Here is a 17,265-nt window from a genome sequence, read left to right on the forward strand (position 1 = left end):
TGAGTCATGCTTTTCATAGAAGCCAATTTGTTCAAAAGCCTTTAAGAGATTTTGAAGCCGTGCTGGTGGAAGAATTTTGACATAATCTCGATCCGGATGATCTACAGCCCCTGCAATGTCTAAATGAGTAATAAAGTAGTATGAATCAGAACGACTAGAAAGTAAAAGATTACTAGGTAATTTGCAAGAGAATGGAAAAACTTTCTTCTCAGGGGTGAGATGATCTTATGTGCGCATATTGGGAAAAGGCTATCAAAGAATACTTTGAGCGCGAGCGGAAGCGCTGGCTTAAAAACAGCCAAATAAAAAAGTCCCGATTTCGGGACTCATGTAAAGGGATATAGAGAGTAGAGAAAGTGCGGGGAGTGTCGGATTGGAAGAAGATTACATATCCTCTTCAGCTTACATTTTATCCATAATAAAAGAATTGTTCAAAAGCTTGGATATTATTAGTTACCCCTTTGTTTCCTTCTCGCAACTCACCAAATATGATTCCATTTGGTTTAGTATTTAAACTTTTTTTTGCCTTTTGGATTAGGTCTTTTAGCTTATCGTTCATCATTCAATTTCCCCAATCAATATTTATAGTTATTCTTGTATAATCAGGCAGGTTTCTTATTTGAGGTCGGATTTGCTGTGTACCTATATGGGGTATATTCGAGATACGCACAAAAGCGGCACGATAGATGAGAAAAAATGGAAAGGAGGGCACGAAGGCTCTCCTACGTTCGCTGGTATTACCCGCAATGTAGATTCCTAATAGGAGGAGTTCTTAATGAGATATAACAACAACTCCTCATGATTGTTTATTTATGTATCGATAAACAGTCGCACGAGTAGTTTCAAACATTAAGGCTATATCTTTAATTGGAGTCCCATTTTGAGCAAGTGTTTTCATCATTTCAACCTCTTTATTCCCAAATTTTTCAGGTCTTCCTCCTAATTTCCCTCGTGCTTTAGCAGCAGCTCGTCCCGCTGCTGAGCGTTCCTGAATTAGATTCCGTTCAAACTCGGCAAAAGCAGCAAAGAGATGAAACATAAGCTGGCCAGTCGCGTTGGAACGATCCATTGTGATGTTTTCTTGTAAACTTTGAAGACTAATCCCTCTGTCGTTTAGTTCATTTACTAGTTGGATTAAATGCTGCATATTTCTTCCGAGTCGATCTAATCGCCAAACAACTAAAGTATCTCCTTCTCTAATATATCGAAGTGCATCTTCCAAACCCGGACGTTTCTCTTTTGCACCACTGACCTTATCAGTAAATATTTCCTCACAACCGTGTTTTGTTAAAGCGTCGATTTGTAAATCTAGATTTTGAAGTCAAGTCGAAACTCGTGCATAACCAACTTTCATTTTAAATCCTCTCTGTGTCAAACAGTTTAGAAATATTGTATCAAAACTTATTTATCACAGATATATCTATACATAGATTATTTGATGAGTTTTTATACACTTTTTAAGCTCTCAACATCAGATAGAATAAGGATAAACATGAGTGTATAGAAACTCCTGATTTTTTATACAAAAAAGCCCAAGCGAATCCTTGTCCGGACACAGCGGCGCGGCCCTATTTTTCATTACTTCGTATATTTCTGTTCGGCCATCTTTTGGATTTGTTCACTCATCAAACTTGAATTTCATCTCACTTTACCTTTCTGGAGTCATGGTACATTTTAGGGCAAGCCATACGTTAAAATTATCAATGAACCAATATCTTTCATTTTCAGGTACATATTGATCAAAAGTATCATATATCCCAATCCATCCATCGGGAACAAAATACTCAAACGAAGCAGGCTCAGGAAAATTTGAATAAAACTTTCTATTGTCGAAATCTACAAATAAAGCAGGATTGAGGTCGAGCATTTCGTTATAATCTGACTGACTTTCGATATATACCATCATACATTCTCTTAATTCTTCTGTTTCCACTCGATAATCTCGTATGGCTTCTAAGAAAAGGGAAGCTGTTTCTTCATTGACAACAGGAAGATAAACACAATAGTCATCATCCAGCCATCTTTCACCTAATACTTCTTTATCTTCTCCGTATGCTTTAGACCACTTAATATAATCAAGGAACCAAACTTCTTTTTCCGTAACATACCATCCCCATTGTCCTTGATGCTGCACACCGACAATGATATTCATTGCATACTCTGGAAAGCATTTCATTCGTTTCACCTCTACATTTACCCAATTACAGTGACTATCTTCCCTCAGAAGAAAAAACAGGCACCTTAGAGGCCAAATTTAAGGGCTGAGAGGGAGAAAGAGGACGGAAGAGAACTAGCATAAAAATCTACAATGTGGCCGACGACAAGAGAAAATGTCAGCAATTTACAAAACTTTAGGGTAACGAAAATCCTTCGATGGATTTCGTTCTTATTCACTATAGATTTTTCTAAACTTTACCCAAAGCTTATCGTTTGGATCACGCCTTCGACTTTCAACTAATTTTCCCTCTTCATCCCATTCCTTATATTCAACTTCAAGACCGAACTCATAATGACAGATGGATTTTACGCTACCATTAGGATGCCAACAAGTTTTAATGGATTTATGGTATTTACAAACGGAATCAGGTCTAAACAACTGACATACCCACTCTTCCTTCAACTTTCCATTAGGATACCACTTTTTATAATTTTGCAAGAAGCCTTCTTGATAATGTTCCTCACTCTCTAAGACCCCATCAGGGTAACGATCCTGCACCATTCCTGTAAAAGGAACCCCGTCATAACAAAGAATATCGTCATCCCATTCCCAACGATCATCATGACTTGTATACAAGGTGCTCATATATGTCTCCTTCCTAATTGTTCTCAACAACACTGGCTACACCTATTTTAGAATGCCGTCCGGGGTGGTCAAACGCAACGTGGTTTCTTTCTCAGGGATGTCGAACTGGACTCCAAAAATATGATTAGCGGACATCATCTCCCCGAAAAATCATACCTTAATGTTCACTAAGGTATCAGCAAGTGGGTCACCTGGTTACATCTGATTCATGATGTCTTCTAAATCAAGCTGAATATGTAAATCCCTGAAAAGTGGACAGAAAACCTAATCTCTTTTCAAATAACTTTATGGGGTCCCGACAGAAAAACGCGGATTTACCACGCTAAGGACTTAGGGAAGTGAAAAACCCGATTTTCAACCACGTTAAGGGTTATAATCGGGTTTTTGTGTCTCATTGTATATTTAATGGGTAAGTCCAGAGATAAGTCCAAAAACGGCCATACAGATAGAAAAAATTATAAAACCCAATGATACCAAGGGTTTCAAGAGCACTTCATTTGACCCAAAGGTTCTTTTTTATAAGTATCCTTGTTTCAAAAAAGAGAAAAGCCGTCTCCCCTACTCTAAGAGGAAAAATCGGCTTTGACCATTGTCTGGCTCCACTTACGTGAATGAAACCGCCATCCTAAAAACACGGCCCTCCAAAGGTTATCAAGCAGAATAGCCAGCCAGATACCCACTAACCCCCATTCAAGCTGAATTCCTAATAAATACACTCCAGCAACACGAACAATCCAAATACCAATCGCCGTAGAAATCATCGGCCATTTGGTATCTCCCGCCCCATTTAATGCCCCCGTTAAGACTAAAACAATGGCTAAAGGTATTTCCTTAAATGCATCTATTTTGAGAGCTAAACCCACTTGCTGAATCACACTCGCATCTCGAGTGAAATAGTGAGCCGCCCATTCTCCACCAAAAAACTCGAAAACACCGAGAAATCCCATAATGACTGCACATAATCCAGCCGAAATCCAACCATAAGAAAAGGCATCTTTGGGTCGCCCAGCTCCTAACTGTTGGCCAACTAATGTTGCAGCGGCTACGGCAAATCCATATCCAGGCAGATAAGACCAGGCTTCGATATTACCTGCGATCTGGTGAGCCGCAAAGGTATAGGTCCCCAGAGAAAGGATCAACCCAAAGTAAAAAACCTGCCCTACTCTCATAATCAGGCGCTCGATGGCGGCGGGAGTACTAATTTGAATCATCGAGCGGAGTACAGAACGATCAGCTTTCCAGCCTCGAGACCATCCCTTACCGATATTGGTTTCACTTTTTCGTAACTGTATCCAAAGAATCGCAACTCCAACCACTCGACTTACAACTGTTGCTACAGCCGCTCCAACAATCCCAAATCCAGGTAATGGGCCAAGTCCGAAAATCAATACATAGTCCAACAGAATATGAATCCCGTTCATCCAAAAGCCTGCTTTCATGGGGGAAACAGTGTCTCCTACTCCTCGTAGCAAACTTCCTAATCCAAACATTAGTGATATGAATATAGACGGAACCGCTACAATACGAAAATAGATTGTTCCTTGTTGTAGTACGGCCGGTTCTGCTCCCATTAAACGCAAGATAGGTTCTGCAAAAAACAGAGTAATCAACCCAAACAAGATACCGATCCAACTGCTAAGTAAAACCGATTGCTTTGCCACTTTTTGAGCTTCTTTGATGTTATTTGCACCAATGGCTCTGGCTATAAGAGAGGTGCTTCCTACTCCAATTGCCATAAAAACAGCAAAATACACTTGCAAAATCGTTTGAGTAATTCCAACTGCAGAAACTTCTACAAGTCCCAGTTCGGATACAAAAAGAGTATCCACAAACCCAACCAAGGTTTGCAGGATATTTTCTACAATAGCTGGCCACGCAAGAGTAAGTACGATACGACCTTTTTCTAGGAGCGATTTGTTTTGAACTTCAGACAGATTATCGAATGAACTTGTCGAGGGCATCTTGTAAATCCTCCAATACTTTCTCTTCATCTCCCGAACGAATTGCGTTCACCAAACATCCCTCCAAATGATCGCGAAGAATCAACTTACCTGCGTTATCCAGGGCTTTACGTACAGCTGCGATCTGAATAAGCAATTCACCACAGTCTCGATCTTGCTGAGCCATTTCTTTTATTGCTCGAACATGACCCTCAATACGCGCCAGTCGATTCACAATGGCTGGACGATGCTTATGATCTGACAAATCATAACCCTCCTGTTTATCCCCCCTAGGGGGATATTTTATTGTAGTATAGCATATAACAGGATCTCAAATTGAGGTAAAAATTGTCACAGAATATATCTTCTGCGTCACTTTTCAGTTATAATGGGTGAAACAATGCAGGAAAAAGGGGGTCTAACGGTGAAAAAAAGTGACGCAGAACTCGATGGTTTTAAAGCATATCTTCTCGAAAAGGGAAAACGGGAAAAAACGATTGAGGATCATGTACGGCATATAACCAATTTTCGCAGGTGGTTGCAGTCTGAAGGAGGCGATCTTGCGAATTTGACTCGATATGATGTCCAGCAGTACATCAAACATCTTCAGAATAAAGGGAACAAAGCAACTACCCTTAATCCGAAGTTTAGTGCCATTGTAGCCTATGCCCGGTACATCGGGCAATCCCATCTGGTAGAAAACATCCAACGGCCGGAGATTCGCCATACTCGGCATATTTCACCCAAATCATTATCCCGAGTGGATCGAAACCGCCTCTTTCGTGAGCTTGAGAGATCGGGTAATCTCCGTTCAATCGCCGTTGCCTATACTCTTCTTTATACAGGCTTACGCGTATCCGAATTAGTAGCATTAAATCGTGATGACGTGCATATGGGCGAACGCTCCGGCCAGGTGATCGTTCGCGATGGCAAAGGAGGAATTGCCCGTACTGTTCCTCTACCATCAGAAGCGCGTTACCATCTCCGCCGATACCTGGAAACCCGGGAAGATGACGATCCCGCACTATTTCTTTCCAACTTTAAGCAGCGTATTTCCATTCGAGCTGTCCAACGAATATTTGAAAAACTGGACATTCACCCACACATGTTACGTCATACCTACGGACGAGAGCTCGTTTCCTCTGGAGTCGATATTGCCACGGTTGCTGAATTGATGGGACATAGTGATGTGAATGTGACCCGCAGATATGCAGCTCCTTCGATGAAAGACCTTGAACAAGCCGTTGAAAAAGTGTTTGGATAAAATACTAACTACCCCTTTTAAGGAGGAAATAAAATGAGGGGTTCAGAGCTTTTAACTCCTGAACAAAGACAGAGGTTAATGAGTATTCCTGCCGATATAGCGAACATGATTTAGGGGTTTATTACATGCTACAACACCAAGATTTAGAATTTATCAGAACTCGGCGCAGGGATACCAACCGACTGGGAGTGGCTATTCAAATTTGTGTTCTTCGTCATCTAGGTTGGTCACTCCCGAATGTTAAACATTCCTGATAAGGTTATTTCCTATGTTGCCAAACAAATCAATGTGGATCCCTGTATTTTTCCCCAATATGCCCAAAGAGAAAATACACTGTACGATCACTTGGTAGAAATACGCGAAACGTATGGCTATACATTGTTTTCTCCTAAAAACTATCTACGATCGTTGAAATACTTACTCCCTCTTGCATTGGAGAATGATGACACAAGTTATTTGATTCAGCAAGTGATACTTTATTTGAAAAAAGAAAAGGTGATCCTGCCTGCCATTACTACCATTGAACGAATTGTTTGGTCAACCAAGCTCAGAGCGGAAAAAAGGATTTATGGAGTGCTTACCCGGCAACTTGCTGATTCACATAAGCAAAAGTTAGATGAGGTATTGGAACCCAATTCGAAAACGAAAGTCTCCCCTCTTGCTTGGCTACGGCAAGATCCTGGAAAGCCTTCACCTGAATCCTTCAAAAAAGTATTAGAGAGACTGGAATACCTTCGTAATTTGGAACTTCAGGTCGACATTTCCATGATACGCCCCCGTCGATTACGACAACTGGCGCGGATTGGGGCACGTTATCAAGCACAATCTTTCAAACGACTCAGAAGTGAAAACGAAAAATATGGCATCTTGGTCGCTTATTTAATCAATCTCACTCAAGATTTAACTGATTTAGCCATTGATATTAATGACCGGGTAATTAATTACTTCTATCGTAAAGGAAAAAAAGCGCGAGACGAGCTTCAAAAAGAAAACGGAAAAGCACTCAATCAAAAGTTGCTTCGTTTTTTGGATCTAACAACCGTTTTATTAGAAGTATGGGCAAGATCTGGAGCGCGCGATTGAATCTTATATATCATGGGATCAGTTGGCGCAGGAACGGGAAGAAGCCAAAGATTTGGCCCGACCTATAGATTATGATTATCTGGATTTGCTAAAAACCCGATACCGTAATCTTCGCCAATATACTCCCTTGTTACTAAAAAAAATAAAGTTCAAATCAACAGAAGCCAATGAGTCACTGATGAGGGCTATTGAAGTCATTAAAGACATGCACGCAAACAACAAAAGAAAGGTTCCGGAAGATGCTCCTCTGGACTTTGTTCCTAAACGTTTCCAAAGTCATGTCGTTGATAAAGAGGGCAATATTGATAAAACTTATTATGAGTTGGCTGCTTTAACCAAGTTAAAAGACTATATCCGATCTGGAGATATATATGTGGCAGGGAGCCGGAAATATAAGGACTTAGAAGAATATTTTATAACCGAAGCTGAATGGGCCGAGGCAAAGAAAACGGGAACAAAACTGGCTGTTCCATTATCCGCGGAGGAATATCTGGCGGACCGAAAACGAGTTTTAACCGAGCGTTTACGCTGGTTATCCAAGAACATTAAGTCATTGGAAGGTGTAAGCCTGGAAAATGGAAAGATTCATCTGGATCGTCTGGAAAAGGATACCCCACTTGAAGCGGGACATTTAAGCAAAAAATTATATGCTTTGTTACCGAAAATCAAATTGACGGATTTATTGATGGAAGTAGATTATTGGACCGGATTCACTAGTCATATGACTCACGCTTCTTCTGGACAAGAACCTAAAGGGTCAGAGAGAAATATACTGTTGGCAGCCCTTATGGCAATGGGAACCAATATTGGTTTAACCAAAATGGCGGAGGCAACTCCAGAGTTTACATATAGACAGTTAGCAAATGCTTCTCAATGGAGAATGTACGATGATGCCCTCAATCGCGCTCAAGCTACTCTTGTCAATTTCCAACATCGGTTAGCCTTGGCATTTTACTGGGGAGATGGAACTACCTCATCTTCTGATGGGATGCGAGTTCAAGTTGGGGTATCTTCCGTTTATACCGATACCAATCCACATTATGGACATAAAAAAGGGACTACCTTTTATCGCTTTGTCAGTGATCAATTGTCCGCTTTTGGAATTGAAGTTATTCCACCTAATGCGCGTGAAGCAGTTTACTTAATCGATAAAATCCTTCACCATGAAACAGACTTGGAAATCAAAGAGCATTATACGGATACTGCGGGATATACTGATCAAGTTTTTGGATTAAGCCATATATTTGGATTTCGATTTGCGCCTAGGATTCGCAATATAGGGGATGCACAGCTTTTTTCCCTCGACCCGCCTAAAGAGTTTCCCAAGATTGTAGATTTGCTTAAAAAGATTAATCCTCAAGTCATCTTACAAAATTACGATCAGGTATTACGTATCTCCCATTCAATCTTGGAGGGAAAAGTTTCCGCGTCGCTTGTTATGAACAAATTCAGTTCATATAACCGGGAAAATAATATAGTGAAAGCCTTACGTTTTATAGGTCAAATCGAAAAGACCATTTTTCTCATTGATTATATTACCGATGAAACACTAAGGCGAAGAATCCAAAGGGGATTAAACAAAGGAGAAGCCATGAATGCTTTAGCGAGAGCTGTTTTCTTCGGAAAACGCGGGGAACTGCGTGAGCGTTCATTAGTTGACCAATACCAAAGAGGAACAGCACTAAATATTATCCTCAATGCCATTGCTGTATGGAACACAGTGTATCTCACAGAGGCTGCCAAATATCTTGAACAACAAGGCCAGCTTGATGAAGAGTTACTTAACCATATTTCACCTCTCAATTGGGAACACATCAATTTCTTGGGAGAGTACTCTTTTAGTAAAAGTAAACCCGCATCCTTAGACTCACTGCGCCCCTTAAATATACAATGAGACACAAAAACCCGATTATAACCCTTAACGTGGTTGAAAATCGGGTTTTTCACTTCCCCAAGTCCTTAGCGTGGTAAATCCGCGTTTTTCTGTCGGGACCCCTTTATGGACAAAAATCAAGGAGGGTCTGGATAAAAAAACTAGTTATTATTGGAATCCTGCTGGCATTTATGACCTTTCCCTCATTCAGTTGAGGCTGCTCCCTTAAAAGAAAAAATCCTCTTCACTGACAACGGTTCTTATATAAGGAGCATCTTTCGATTTTGCCGCCATTTGCCCAATAAATGGAAAAACGACTTGAGACTCACTTAGGTACTCAAGTTCTCAATCACCTATAAAAGTAAGAATGAAGTTCATGCTACTTTTGAGGTATGGATATAACTTTCAATCTGTTTACGGAACTACTCTTGTTTTTCCTGAACTGAAGAAAACGCGCTTTTTGGAATAATAATGGCTACTGTTTTATGTATGGACAGATAAAAGTATTTTTTGGTTTCAGACAACCGGTGAATAGCTGACCAATCCCATGATAATTCGGTGAATTCACTTGACTTGCAGTTAGTTGCACTCAAAAATCATGGTTGCAATGAGATCTTTACTGATAAAGTAAGTGGAGCTAGAGAAAAACGACCAGGTTAGAACAAGCTCTCCTTTATATTAGAGAAGGAGATACACTTACTAATTGAATTCAGGTGGAAGGAGAGATATTTAAATGTGGAATAATCAGCGTGAATCGGAACTTAAACGAAAAAGGAAAGTAACATGGCAGAAAGAAGAAAAGATATGCACGCTACCAGAACATTTACAAGAATTGCTAGATCAAAATAATCCAAAGTTCATAGATGAGTTAGTGAAATTTGCTTTTTATTTTTCAAATTCACAGGAAGATCAAAGTCAAAGTGGTGCTTGGCTTTGGAGTTTATATCTAGATAATCATCCTTTAAAAAGGGAAGGATTACTAAGACTATTAACTACTTACAATCAATCCGATTTTTATCGTTTGATTCAAGAAAGTGGTGTAGAAGTAACTCCATCTATTAAACGGACAGAAGTCTTTCGATATAGCAAGGACTCATATTGTCTTATCCCATTAACAAAGAAACTCTTGCCCTATATTGAGCGGATCTTTCAATTGGCCGAAAAAAGAAAAGATGCATCTATCTGGGGAAAGATTGCTTATATGTTTGATCATGAGTTTGAACAGTATAAATGGATTGCTATGTCCAGTCGTACCCGTAAATATTTACAACGTTGCGCATGGCGTACACTACGTGAGCTTGGTGAACAAGGAACATCCGATTATGTCCTGATGGCTTCAGAAATTTTACTCTGTTATCATGAAAACGACTTTCATATCAATTGGGTTAAAGAGGAAGATCCTCTTCACCCTCTTCCAAACTGGTATAAAAATTTCCTGCCTAAAAGAAATCAATACTTGCTAAAGAAGATATTAATTTGTCATCATTCTGATTCTCCAAACCATTGGTGGCTTCAAGATCAACTAACTTCTAGTCTGTTTAAAGAAGAAGTAGAAGCTTTTCCTGAACTTTGGAATCAACACCCAGAGCAATTATTTCGTTTAGTTTGTAAGGCTCGATCACCCTTCGTCATTCAATTTGCGATTGATGCACTAAAGCGAGGTAACCAAAAGAATATAGCCCACTTACCCTTAAGAGATCTACTGGATTTACTTGAGCACGGAACGTATAACGAACAGAAAACGTTTGCTATGGAAGTCATCTTGAAACAGATGGATCCAAAAAATCCAGATGTGAAACTATTACTGACTTTAATGAAGTCCCCTTATCCCTTTCGCCGCCATGTTATTACGTTTATTGAAAGTAATATCACTCAATGGTCGGATGACCTGCTTGATCGGTTACTTACAGGTTGGAGCCAGATTACTCAGTATCCAAATAGTATTGAATGGGAACAGATTATATTTGAGCAGATGAAGCGAAGAGGTGTAAAAAATATAGATCTACAATTGTTAAAGAAAATTATAATTTTTGGCAATAGTGAGTATACCAAAGAAGAGATTAAGAAATTTGTTATTGAAAATCATGATGAATGGACAGAAGAACAAAAGACTTGGTTGTTGGAAGAAATACTGCACCTAGGTCCCAATAATTACTTTATGGGAGAGTGGCTCTTGTTTTTTCAAGGGCCATGGGAAAGAACACTTCGTCGCCTAATATCGATTGACTGGGCAAAAAGATATTTACACTGTAGATACAATTATTTTCTTGAACCTGTTACAGCAATGATTTTACATCAAATTGATCTGTCGATTCATCCTTATAGAGGTATTGATTTATTTCAATTTTTAAGAAGCAATTCTAAAATCATTCGTGAAAAAGCACAAGAAATATTATTGAAAGATGCAGATAAATTACAATTGGATGCTTACGATTTAGCGGAACTTGCCTCTACATCTGTACCAATAGAGCAAGAATTCGTAAAACGTTTCTTTGATAAGTGGAAGCCTTGGTTAGAACCTCAAATCCCTACAATAATTGACTGTTTAAGGCGGCGGGCAGCTCACCCAGATATAACAGAAGAAGTATCTACATTTATTCATAAAGAGCTTCTAGAGAAAGTATTTCGGCAAGAAAGGGATACGACACCATTGCTATCAAATTAAGAAATTCATGTACCCCAAAACGAAAAATAGGCTAGGTTGTAGAAAGAATGTATTTTTTTCGTTTTGGGGGCGATTTTTTTCTTATCTTCTTGATAGCATGTGGTGGGACCCCAAACAAAATGATGAATATAGCTAGAAAGCTCTTATCCAGTTCAGGGATCTTGGGAGCTTCTAGGATTATGATTTACGATATTTGCTGGATGTTAAGTCGTTTTTCCATATTCAGCTGGAATGTTCCATATGGATTTATATGTGCGTATATCAAAGGAGTTAAAGCTCTAAAATCTTCTGGATCCATTTTGTTGTATAATCGTTGGTTATTTTCAAGTAGGACTTCTTGAATCATTAGAGTATTAATGAGTACTAAGCAGTTTTGCAATAAGTGTAAAGATAACACTGCAACTTCCTGATCTTCTAAACGGTTGGTTTGGATCTCGCCACCTTTTCCATAGAAAATAAAGCTATTTGCTGAATTCCAATTTTCTACGACGTTCAATCCCTCATGGATTTCTCTTCTTACATAAAAAAATCGTTTTGATCGCTTTTCCCAATTCACTTAATGCTCGATAAGTAGGATAACTACTATTTCGAGTAAAACGCTTTAAGATAGCCTCTGTTTCAGCTGTTCCCAATCGAAGCGCTGTTGCATATTTTATCATCTGATCATATTGTTGCCTGATCAATTCCCAATTGATAGGACGCGTTAATATAGGTTGTAATTGAGGATAGGCATCCGTCATTCCAGATTCAGGTCGATATAATTTTTGAGAATGGATATTTTTGAAACGGGGCATAAGTTGAAATCCAAGTAGATGACAAAAAGCAAATGCCACTTCGCTTTGTCCATGAGTGTCTACATAGTTTTTCTCCACTTCCATATTTGTACAATGTCGAAGAAGTCCTTCGATCATGGCTGCTACTTCAGACGAAGAGCAAGATTTTAGCTGCGAGTAAATACAAGTAGAGTTCTTCTCAACATGCCAATAAATCATCACTCCTCGTCCACGATAACGAATATGCCATTCTGTCATCAGATTTTGGTCCCAAGCTCCAAACTTTTTACTATCTGAAGCACATGCGGTTCCTTCTCCCCAAATATCTGTGATTCGTAGATTTAAAATAGCGTTAACTACATGTGAAATAGCTTGTTTCAAATTTTCTTTGTGAATAAATTTTCAGCGAATATAAAGTAAATCTTTGTAGCTCTCGCCATGATCACCAGCAGAAACCCTTTTTAGTCCTGTATTCGTTCCTAAACCATATAAACAGAGAATTAAACGTTTTTGAATCGTTTCCCGATCCAGGATCTCTCGGTTTCCTAATGTTTTGAAATGATCAGTAAAAGCAATGCGAAGATCTGTTTCTTTTAAGATATCTAGTAGACTGGTCATGGGCCATCGCTTCATTATTTCGGCTTTGATTAATGATAAATGTCGAGGTTCTGGCTGTGCTTGTAAAGGAGAGACAGAAATCCATCCATTTCTTTTGGGACTAATTCGAACGCTTGAGTTATTTCTTAATCCCTTCTCTAGTTTGTCTAAAGAAGTGTGCATCTGCTGTTTTAATTGGTCAATGAATGCATTTGCTTCGAGGGGCTGTTTTAAAGCTCTATAATGTTCTTCGCGTCTAGCTTCAAAGTCTGAGGGTAAATCATGTTCAGGATTGCGATAACGATCTGCACCCACGACCCAAATTTCCTTACAACGTAATTTATCTCTTAAAGCCTGCAACACACTAATTTCATAGTTTATTCGGTTAATACGATTTGTTTCTTTGTCAATCACCGTCTCAATCCAAGCAGTACGAACCACGCCTTCAATGGGAATATAATCAGATTCTGCATAGTACCGATGAGCTGTATTAGCATATTTCTTCAACAACTCTAATGCTTCTATTACAGGCTTATGAATATCATTATTGGATCGGAATTCAAGCACATCAAGAAGGTCGGAGACCATTCTTCGATAATGGCTACCATAAGAGGAACGCATGACTGTATATACTTTCTGACGGAATGCAGGTCCTGTATGCTTCATTTCTTTTACCAAATCTCTCAAAGTCTGCTCGTTCACAACAGGGAATAAAACCTCTTTAATCACGCCATCTGGATGTTCTAATGCCGTTTCTGCCATGCGAAATAAAAGGTTTGTTTTTCCACTTACTTTTTTCAAATCGTGTAGAATTTCTTTTTCAACTTTCCGTTCTGCACGAGCACCAATTCGGTGAACAATCTGTATAAGAAGTTCTACTAAATTATCAACGATTTCGCGACTGCGACACCAAAAGAAGGCCGCTAGCAATGTATAACGAACAGGATCTGGATGTCTCCGTATTTCCCTAATATCTTCTGATATCGCTCGTTGCCGGTACCTTTTTAGGATTTTTGATGGAACATGGATAAATAAATCTTCAGGCAACTGTAAATGACGGATGGTTCTTAGTTTTGTAATCTCTTGGAATAGGCTATCTAATCCAACACGACCAGGGTCAGATATCAGATCTCGAAAAGTAAGAGAGGGAGCTTGTGAATCATCCGGACCTTTTTCCTCCTCCGAGGTAGTCCACAAGTAAATAAGTGCATCCATCCTAGCTAAAGATGTTTTTGACAAACGTTGATGAATATTGTTAAAGAAGTCGGTTTCGTAATTATGTATAGCAGAGAATAAGTCGATCTAGATGTTCTGCTGCAGGAGGTTCTATTTGTAGGTTGCGGAATCTTTCAACTGCTTTCTCTTTTACCCACTCTATCTCTAAATCATGAGTTAAAACCTCTTGGCGTAACCAATCCAGAACTTGTTTGATATCATCCAGTGTACATTCTCTAAACCCTACATATTCACGAATTTGAGCACGATGATATTTGATGGAACGACCATTCCAATCATACTCTTTATATAAGTCAGCACTCAGGTTAAGCTGTTTTGCAATATAGTTAATTACTTCTCTTGGAACCTCGTTTTTCATGTAAGGGAATCGGGCTTGGTATTGAAAAAACTTTAGTAAAACAGCAAAGCCTAGTCTGGTTTCCCCAGTTTTATTACCAATAAGTCTCATTTCTTGAGATAGTAGGGTGAAATGTTCTATTAGGTCTTCTAGTTCCCAATTTTTCTTCATGTGATGCCTCCTAGATGCCTTTTTATTGTAAGTCAGCAACATCTTACTTCAACTTGAAATAATAAAAAAAGCCCTCTATTAAGGACTTTACATTTTATGGTATCTGGAGATGTGAACAGCATACAAATCATCCAGATGATCTTCTTCGATCGAGGCAACCATCAATCGTTCGGTGGCAAACATCCCTCTTCCTCCCTTTTTTCCTTGGACACTTCTTTTTGGATGGTTCTGTATTTTTCCCAAACTCGGTGACTTACATCGTATTTGTAAGAAAAGATTTCAGAGACTGGTTAACTTTCAATACGAGCTCATCTCAGTAGATAATACCTTTTCAAAACATATAAACGGAAGAGAGCGTCTCGGAAAATAAACCTTCCCTCTCTTTTTATATCCATGTCTTTCATAGAGATTAAGTGCTATAGGATTTCCACTATAAGCATCTAGTCGAATACTTGTATATCCATTATGGTGCGCAAATTCTTCTGCATAATTTAACAGCCTTTTTCCTAACCCTTTACCTTGTGATTCAGGATGTACGACTAATCGATGTATACACAAGATTTTACCTTTTTTCATTTCCCAATTGATTTGTTGATACTCCATATCTTGTTCTTCATTTAACACAATTGCTCCTATATAAGAAGAATCATCCTTAATTCCATAAAGAAATCCTTTTCGTAAATCATTTTCAATGATATAACTATTTGGATATTGATTGTCCCATTGATAAATAGCATTTTCTCTTAAATGCATAACCACGGAAGAATATAAGTCGATTAGAGAATCTAGATCGTTAACGTTTCCTTTTACAATTTTCATAGGTTCCTCCACAATCAGTAGCCTATTTTTTCAAGGTAAATGACATCAAGTTCAATCAAGGTGTAGATCAAACCAAATTTGCTATCAAAGAACCAAAGGGTTGGAAATACCTTAAGAAAAACCAAAGTTTTGGCCAGAGTTTCGTCTGCAACTATATATTTTGCATAGGAGCCCAGGAATACGATACTCGCTGACCTACTTTCAAATGCTGAACTTCAAATCCAACCTCCTCTATAATACCTGCTGCATCCAATCCAGGAATTAAGGGAAGGTTGGCCTGCACCATGATATTTGTCATACCGTGATTTAATATCGGTAAAATTGACGCTAGTTGCTTCAACACGGATTAACACATGATTAGAGTTCATGGGAGGAAGGTCAACTGACCAATCTGGAAAATTAAACTTTATCCAATAATGACAACCTGTACGCCAAGAGGCGCCTCTTTAAAAAATTATTTAGAGTAACTATAACTTACGTATCGGTGAGACGAGTGCAATAACAACTTCTAATCCTTTAGTAACGGCAGCTAAAACAAACACTGCAGATGGATTGATGCTAGAAATAAATGATCCTACAAAAGCTCCCAATGGCATAGCTAAACGTGTAAATACTCTGGAAAATCCAAGCACTCGCCCTAACATATCTGATGGGACTGTTTCTTGCCGTACTGAAGCAACAATGGAATTCCAAGAAACATTACAAACCGTAGCGATCCCTAAAGCAATCCCCGGTGCTAACCAAAAACGACTTGTTATGGCAAAGACAAGCCCTATGGCTCCGATCCCAAGCAAAATTGGAATCAAGACTCCACGTCGAAAACGTTTATCCAATGGTATAACTACCATACTGCCGATCAGTCCCCCGATCCCGATCAGCGTATAGTTAAACCCGCTTTGTTGAGAGTTAAGATGAAGGGTTGATAATAGGTAGTACATGAATACGGCGAGTACAGCGCTTGCGCCAAAATTTCCAACCATCGCTTGCAATGATAATGAAAAGTTAAGGCGGTCGTGCATTAGCCACTTAAACCCTTCAACAATATCTTTTGCCATATTCCTTAAGTTATTTTTCCTGTCATCGGTTAAATGAGTACTCCCTAGCGATGGGAGACGAAATATAGCTAAAAATGTAGCAGCAAAAGATAAAACATCTATCCATAGCGTGTGAAAACCTCCAATGGCCGCAACAATCACACCAGCAAGAGTAGGACCAGCTAAATCAGCCAGTTGGTTTACCAATTGATACCCAGCGTTCGCCCGAGTTAGATCATTTCCAGCCATTTGTGGAATAGATGAGATTGTGGCTACATCAAACAAAAGACTTAATACAGCCAAAATAAAAGAAATTACATATAGGTGCCAAAGAGAAAGTAGGTTTAGCAGGTGCAGGATAGGGATTAGACCAACCAATAAAGCTCTAGTAATATCCGCTGTGAGCATTAATTTTCGCCGATCCCATCGATCTACAAACACGCCGACTACTGAACCGAACAAAACAATTGGTAATACACTGATAGCAAAGAGAGAACCCATAACAATCGCAGAACCAGTCAATTGATAAGAAATCCAAGGAATAGCAAAAGCATTCAAGGAATCTCCCAATCTTGATACGAGTAATCCGGCAAGAAAAGTGATATAATCCCTAGGTAATTGAAATGATTTAAATACCGTCGACCATATATTTTTTATGAGTGTCAACATT

At 39.0% G+C, this 17,265-nt stretch carries 10 protein-coding genes and 5 pseudogenes; 3 read left to right on the top strand and 12 right to left on the bottom strand.

Features of this window, described 5'->3' with window-relative positions; all coding sequences use genetic code 11:
- The 7 genes and pseudogenes from BMZ78_RS19640 to BMZ78_RS16285 form a co-directional block, all read right to left on the bottom strand.
- Positions 1–198: pseudogene (locus BMZ78_RS19640) on the bottom strand (sporulation protein); the annotation flags it as partial.
- A gap of 211 nt (positions 199–409) precedes the next feature.
- On the bottom strand, positions 410–562 hold the full coding sequence (locus BMZ78_RS18900) for a hypothetical protein (RefSeq protein WP_175482526.1): 153 nt from the start codon (positions 560–562) through the stop codon (positions 410–412).
- 234 nt (positions 563–796) lie between these two features.
- Positions 797–1,354, bottom strand: a pseudogene (locus tag BMZ78_RS16265) (recombinase family protein).
- A 294-nt stretch (positions 1,355–1,648) separates the two neighbouring features.
- Positions 1,649–2,176, bottom strand: coding sequence for a hypothetical protein (locus BMZ78_RS16270; protein ID WP_093231468.1), 528 nt, complete (start codon positions 2,174–2,176; stop codon positions 1,649–1,651).
- A gap of 210 nt (positions 2,177–2,386) precedes the next feature.
- Entirely contained in the window at positions 2,387–2,803 is a 417-nt protein-coding gene (locus BMZ78_RS16275; RefSeq protein ID WP_093231469.1) for a toxin-antitoxin system YwqK family antitoxin, read from the bottom strand.
- 563 nt (positions 2,804–3,366) lie between these two features.
- Positions 3,367–4,764 carry an MATE family efflux transporter gene (locus BMZ78_RS16280; RefSeq protein ID WP_093231470.1) on the bottom strand — a complete coding sequence of 466 codons (1,398 nt, stop codon included), beginning with the start codon at positions 4,762–4,764 and terminating at the stop codon, positions 3,367–3,369.
- The gene (locus tag BMZ78_RS16285; RefSeq protein ID WP_093231471.1) at positions 4,739–5,008 is read right to left on the bottom strand and encodes a metal-sensing transcriptional repressor; all 270 of its coding nucleotides are present in this window, start codon (positions 5,006–5,008) and stop codon (positions 4,739–4,741) included. Before BMZ78_RS16285 ends, BMZ78_RS16280 begins: the two co-directional genes overlap by 26 nt.
- Positions 5,009–5,167: 159 nt before the next feature.
- Here BMZ78_RS16285 and BMZ78_RS16290 point away from each other — a divergent pair, with 159 nt between their 5' ends.
- Together BMZ78_RS16290 and BMZ78_RS16295 are read left to right on the top strand one after the other, a co-directional pair.
- Positions 5,168–6,007, top strand: a complete 840-nt coding sequence (locus BMZ78_RS16290; protein ID WP_093231472.1) for a tyrosine-type recombinase/integrase — start codon at positions 5,168–5,170, stop codon at positions 6,005–6,007.
- 33 nt (positions 6,008–6,040) lie between these two features.
- Positions 6,041–8,984, top strand: a pseudogene (locus BMZ78_RS16295) (Tn3 family transposase).
- A 401-nt stretch (positions 8,985–9,385) separates the two neighbouring features.
- On the opposite strand, the gene BMZ78_RS19645 reads toward BMZ78_RS16295, so the two are convergent.
- Complete coding sequence (locus tag BMZ78_RS19645) at positions 9,386–9,556, bottom strand: YcxB family protein (RefSeq protein ID WP_093231473.1); 171 nt, start codon at positions 9,554–9,556, stop codon at positions 9,386–9,388.
- Between the two features lie 140 nt (positions 9,557–9,696).
- On the opposite strand from BMZ78_RS19645, the gene BMZ78_RS16305 reads away from it, so the two are divergent.
- Positions 9,697–11,628: a hypothetical protein gene (locus BMZ78_RS16305; RefSeq protein ID WP_093231474.1), complete on the top strand. Its 1,932-nt coding sequence runs from the start codon at positions 9,697–9,699 to the stop codon at positions 11,626–11,628.
- A 184-nt stretch (positions 11,629–11,812) separates the two neighbouring features.
- On the opposite strand, the pseudogene BMZ78_RS16310 reads toward BMZ78_RS16305, so the two are convergent.
- The 4 genes and pseudogenes from BMZ78_RS16310 to BMZ78_RS16325 all read right to left on the bottom strand — a co-directional run bounded on the left by BMZ78_RS16310 (position 11,813) and on the right by BMZ78_RS16325 (position 17,264).
- Positions 11,813–14,742: pseudogene (locus BMZ78_RS16310) on the bottom strand (Tn3 family transposase).
- A 297-nt stretch (positions 14,743–15,039) separates the two neighbouring features.
- Entirely contained in the window at positions 15,040–15,561 is a 522-nt protein-coding gene (locus BMZ78_RS16315; RefSeq protein ID WP_093231475.1) for a GNAT family N-acetyltransferase, read from the bottom strand.
- Positions 15,562–15,683: 122 nt separating this feature from the next.
- Positions 15,684–15,971 (bottom strand): annotated as a pseudogene (locus BMZ78_RS16320) (alcohol dehydrogenase catalytic domain-containing protein); the annotation flags it as partial.
- A gap of 57 nt (positions 15,972–16,028) precedes the next feature.
- Positions 16,029–17,264: an MFS transporter gene (locus BMZ78_RS16325; RefSeq protein WP_093231476.1), complete on the bottom strand. Its 1,236-nt coding sequence runs from the start codon at positions 17,262–17,264 to the stop codon at positions 16,029–16,031.
- Between the last annotated feature and the right edge of the window lies 1 nt (position 17,265).

The sequence above is a fragment of the Thermoflavimicrobium dichotomicum genome, from assembly GCF_900114055.1.
Lineage (GTDB): Bacteria > Bacillota > Bacilli > Thermoactinomycetales > Thermoactinomycetaceae > Thermoflavimicrobium > Thermoflavimicrobium dichotomicum.

Coding starts and splice junctions, on each gene's coding strand:
- BMZ78_RS16270 (WP_093231468.1), bottom strand. CDS start 2,176: ATGAAATGCTTTCCAGAGTATGCAATGAATATCATTGTCGGTGTGCAG.
- BMZ78_RS16305 (WP_093231474.1), top strand. CDS start 9,697: ATGTGGAATAATCAGCGTGAATCGGAACTTAAACGAAAAAGGAAAGTA.
- BMZ78_RS16280 (WP_093231470.1), bottom strand. CDS start 4,764: ATGCCCTCGACAAGTTCATTCGATAATCTGTCTGAAGTTCAAAACAAA.
- BMZ78_RS16325 (WP_093231476.1), bottom strand. CDS start 17,264: ATGTTGACACTCATAAAAAATATATGGTCGACGGTATTTAAATCATTT.
- BMZ78_RS18900 (WP_175482526.1), bottom strand. CDS start 562: ATGATGAACGATAAGCTAAAAGACCTAATCCAAAAGGCAAAAAAAAGT.
- BMZ78_RS16275 (WP_093231469.1), bottom strand. CDS start 2,803: ATGAGCACCTTGTATACAAGTCATGATGATCGTTGGGAATGGGATGAC.
- BMZ78_RS16315 (WP_093231475.1), bottom strand. CDS start 15,561: ATGAAAATTGTAAAAGGAAACGTTAACGATCTAGATTCTCTAATCGAC.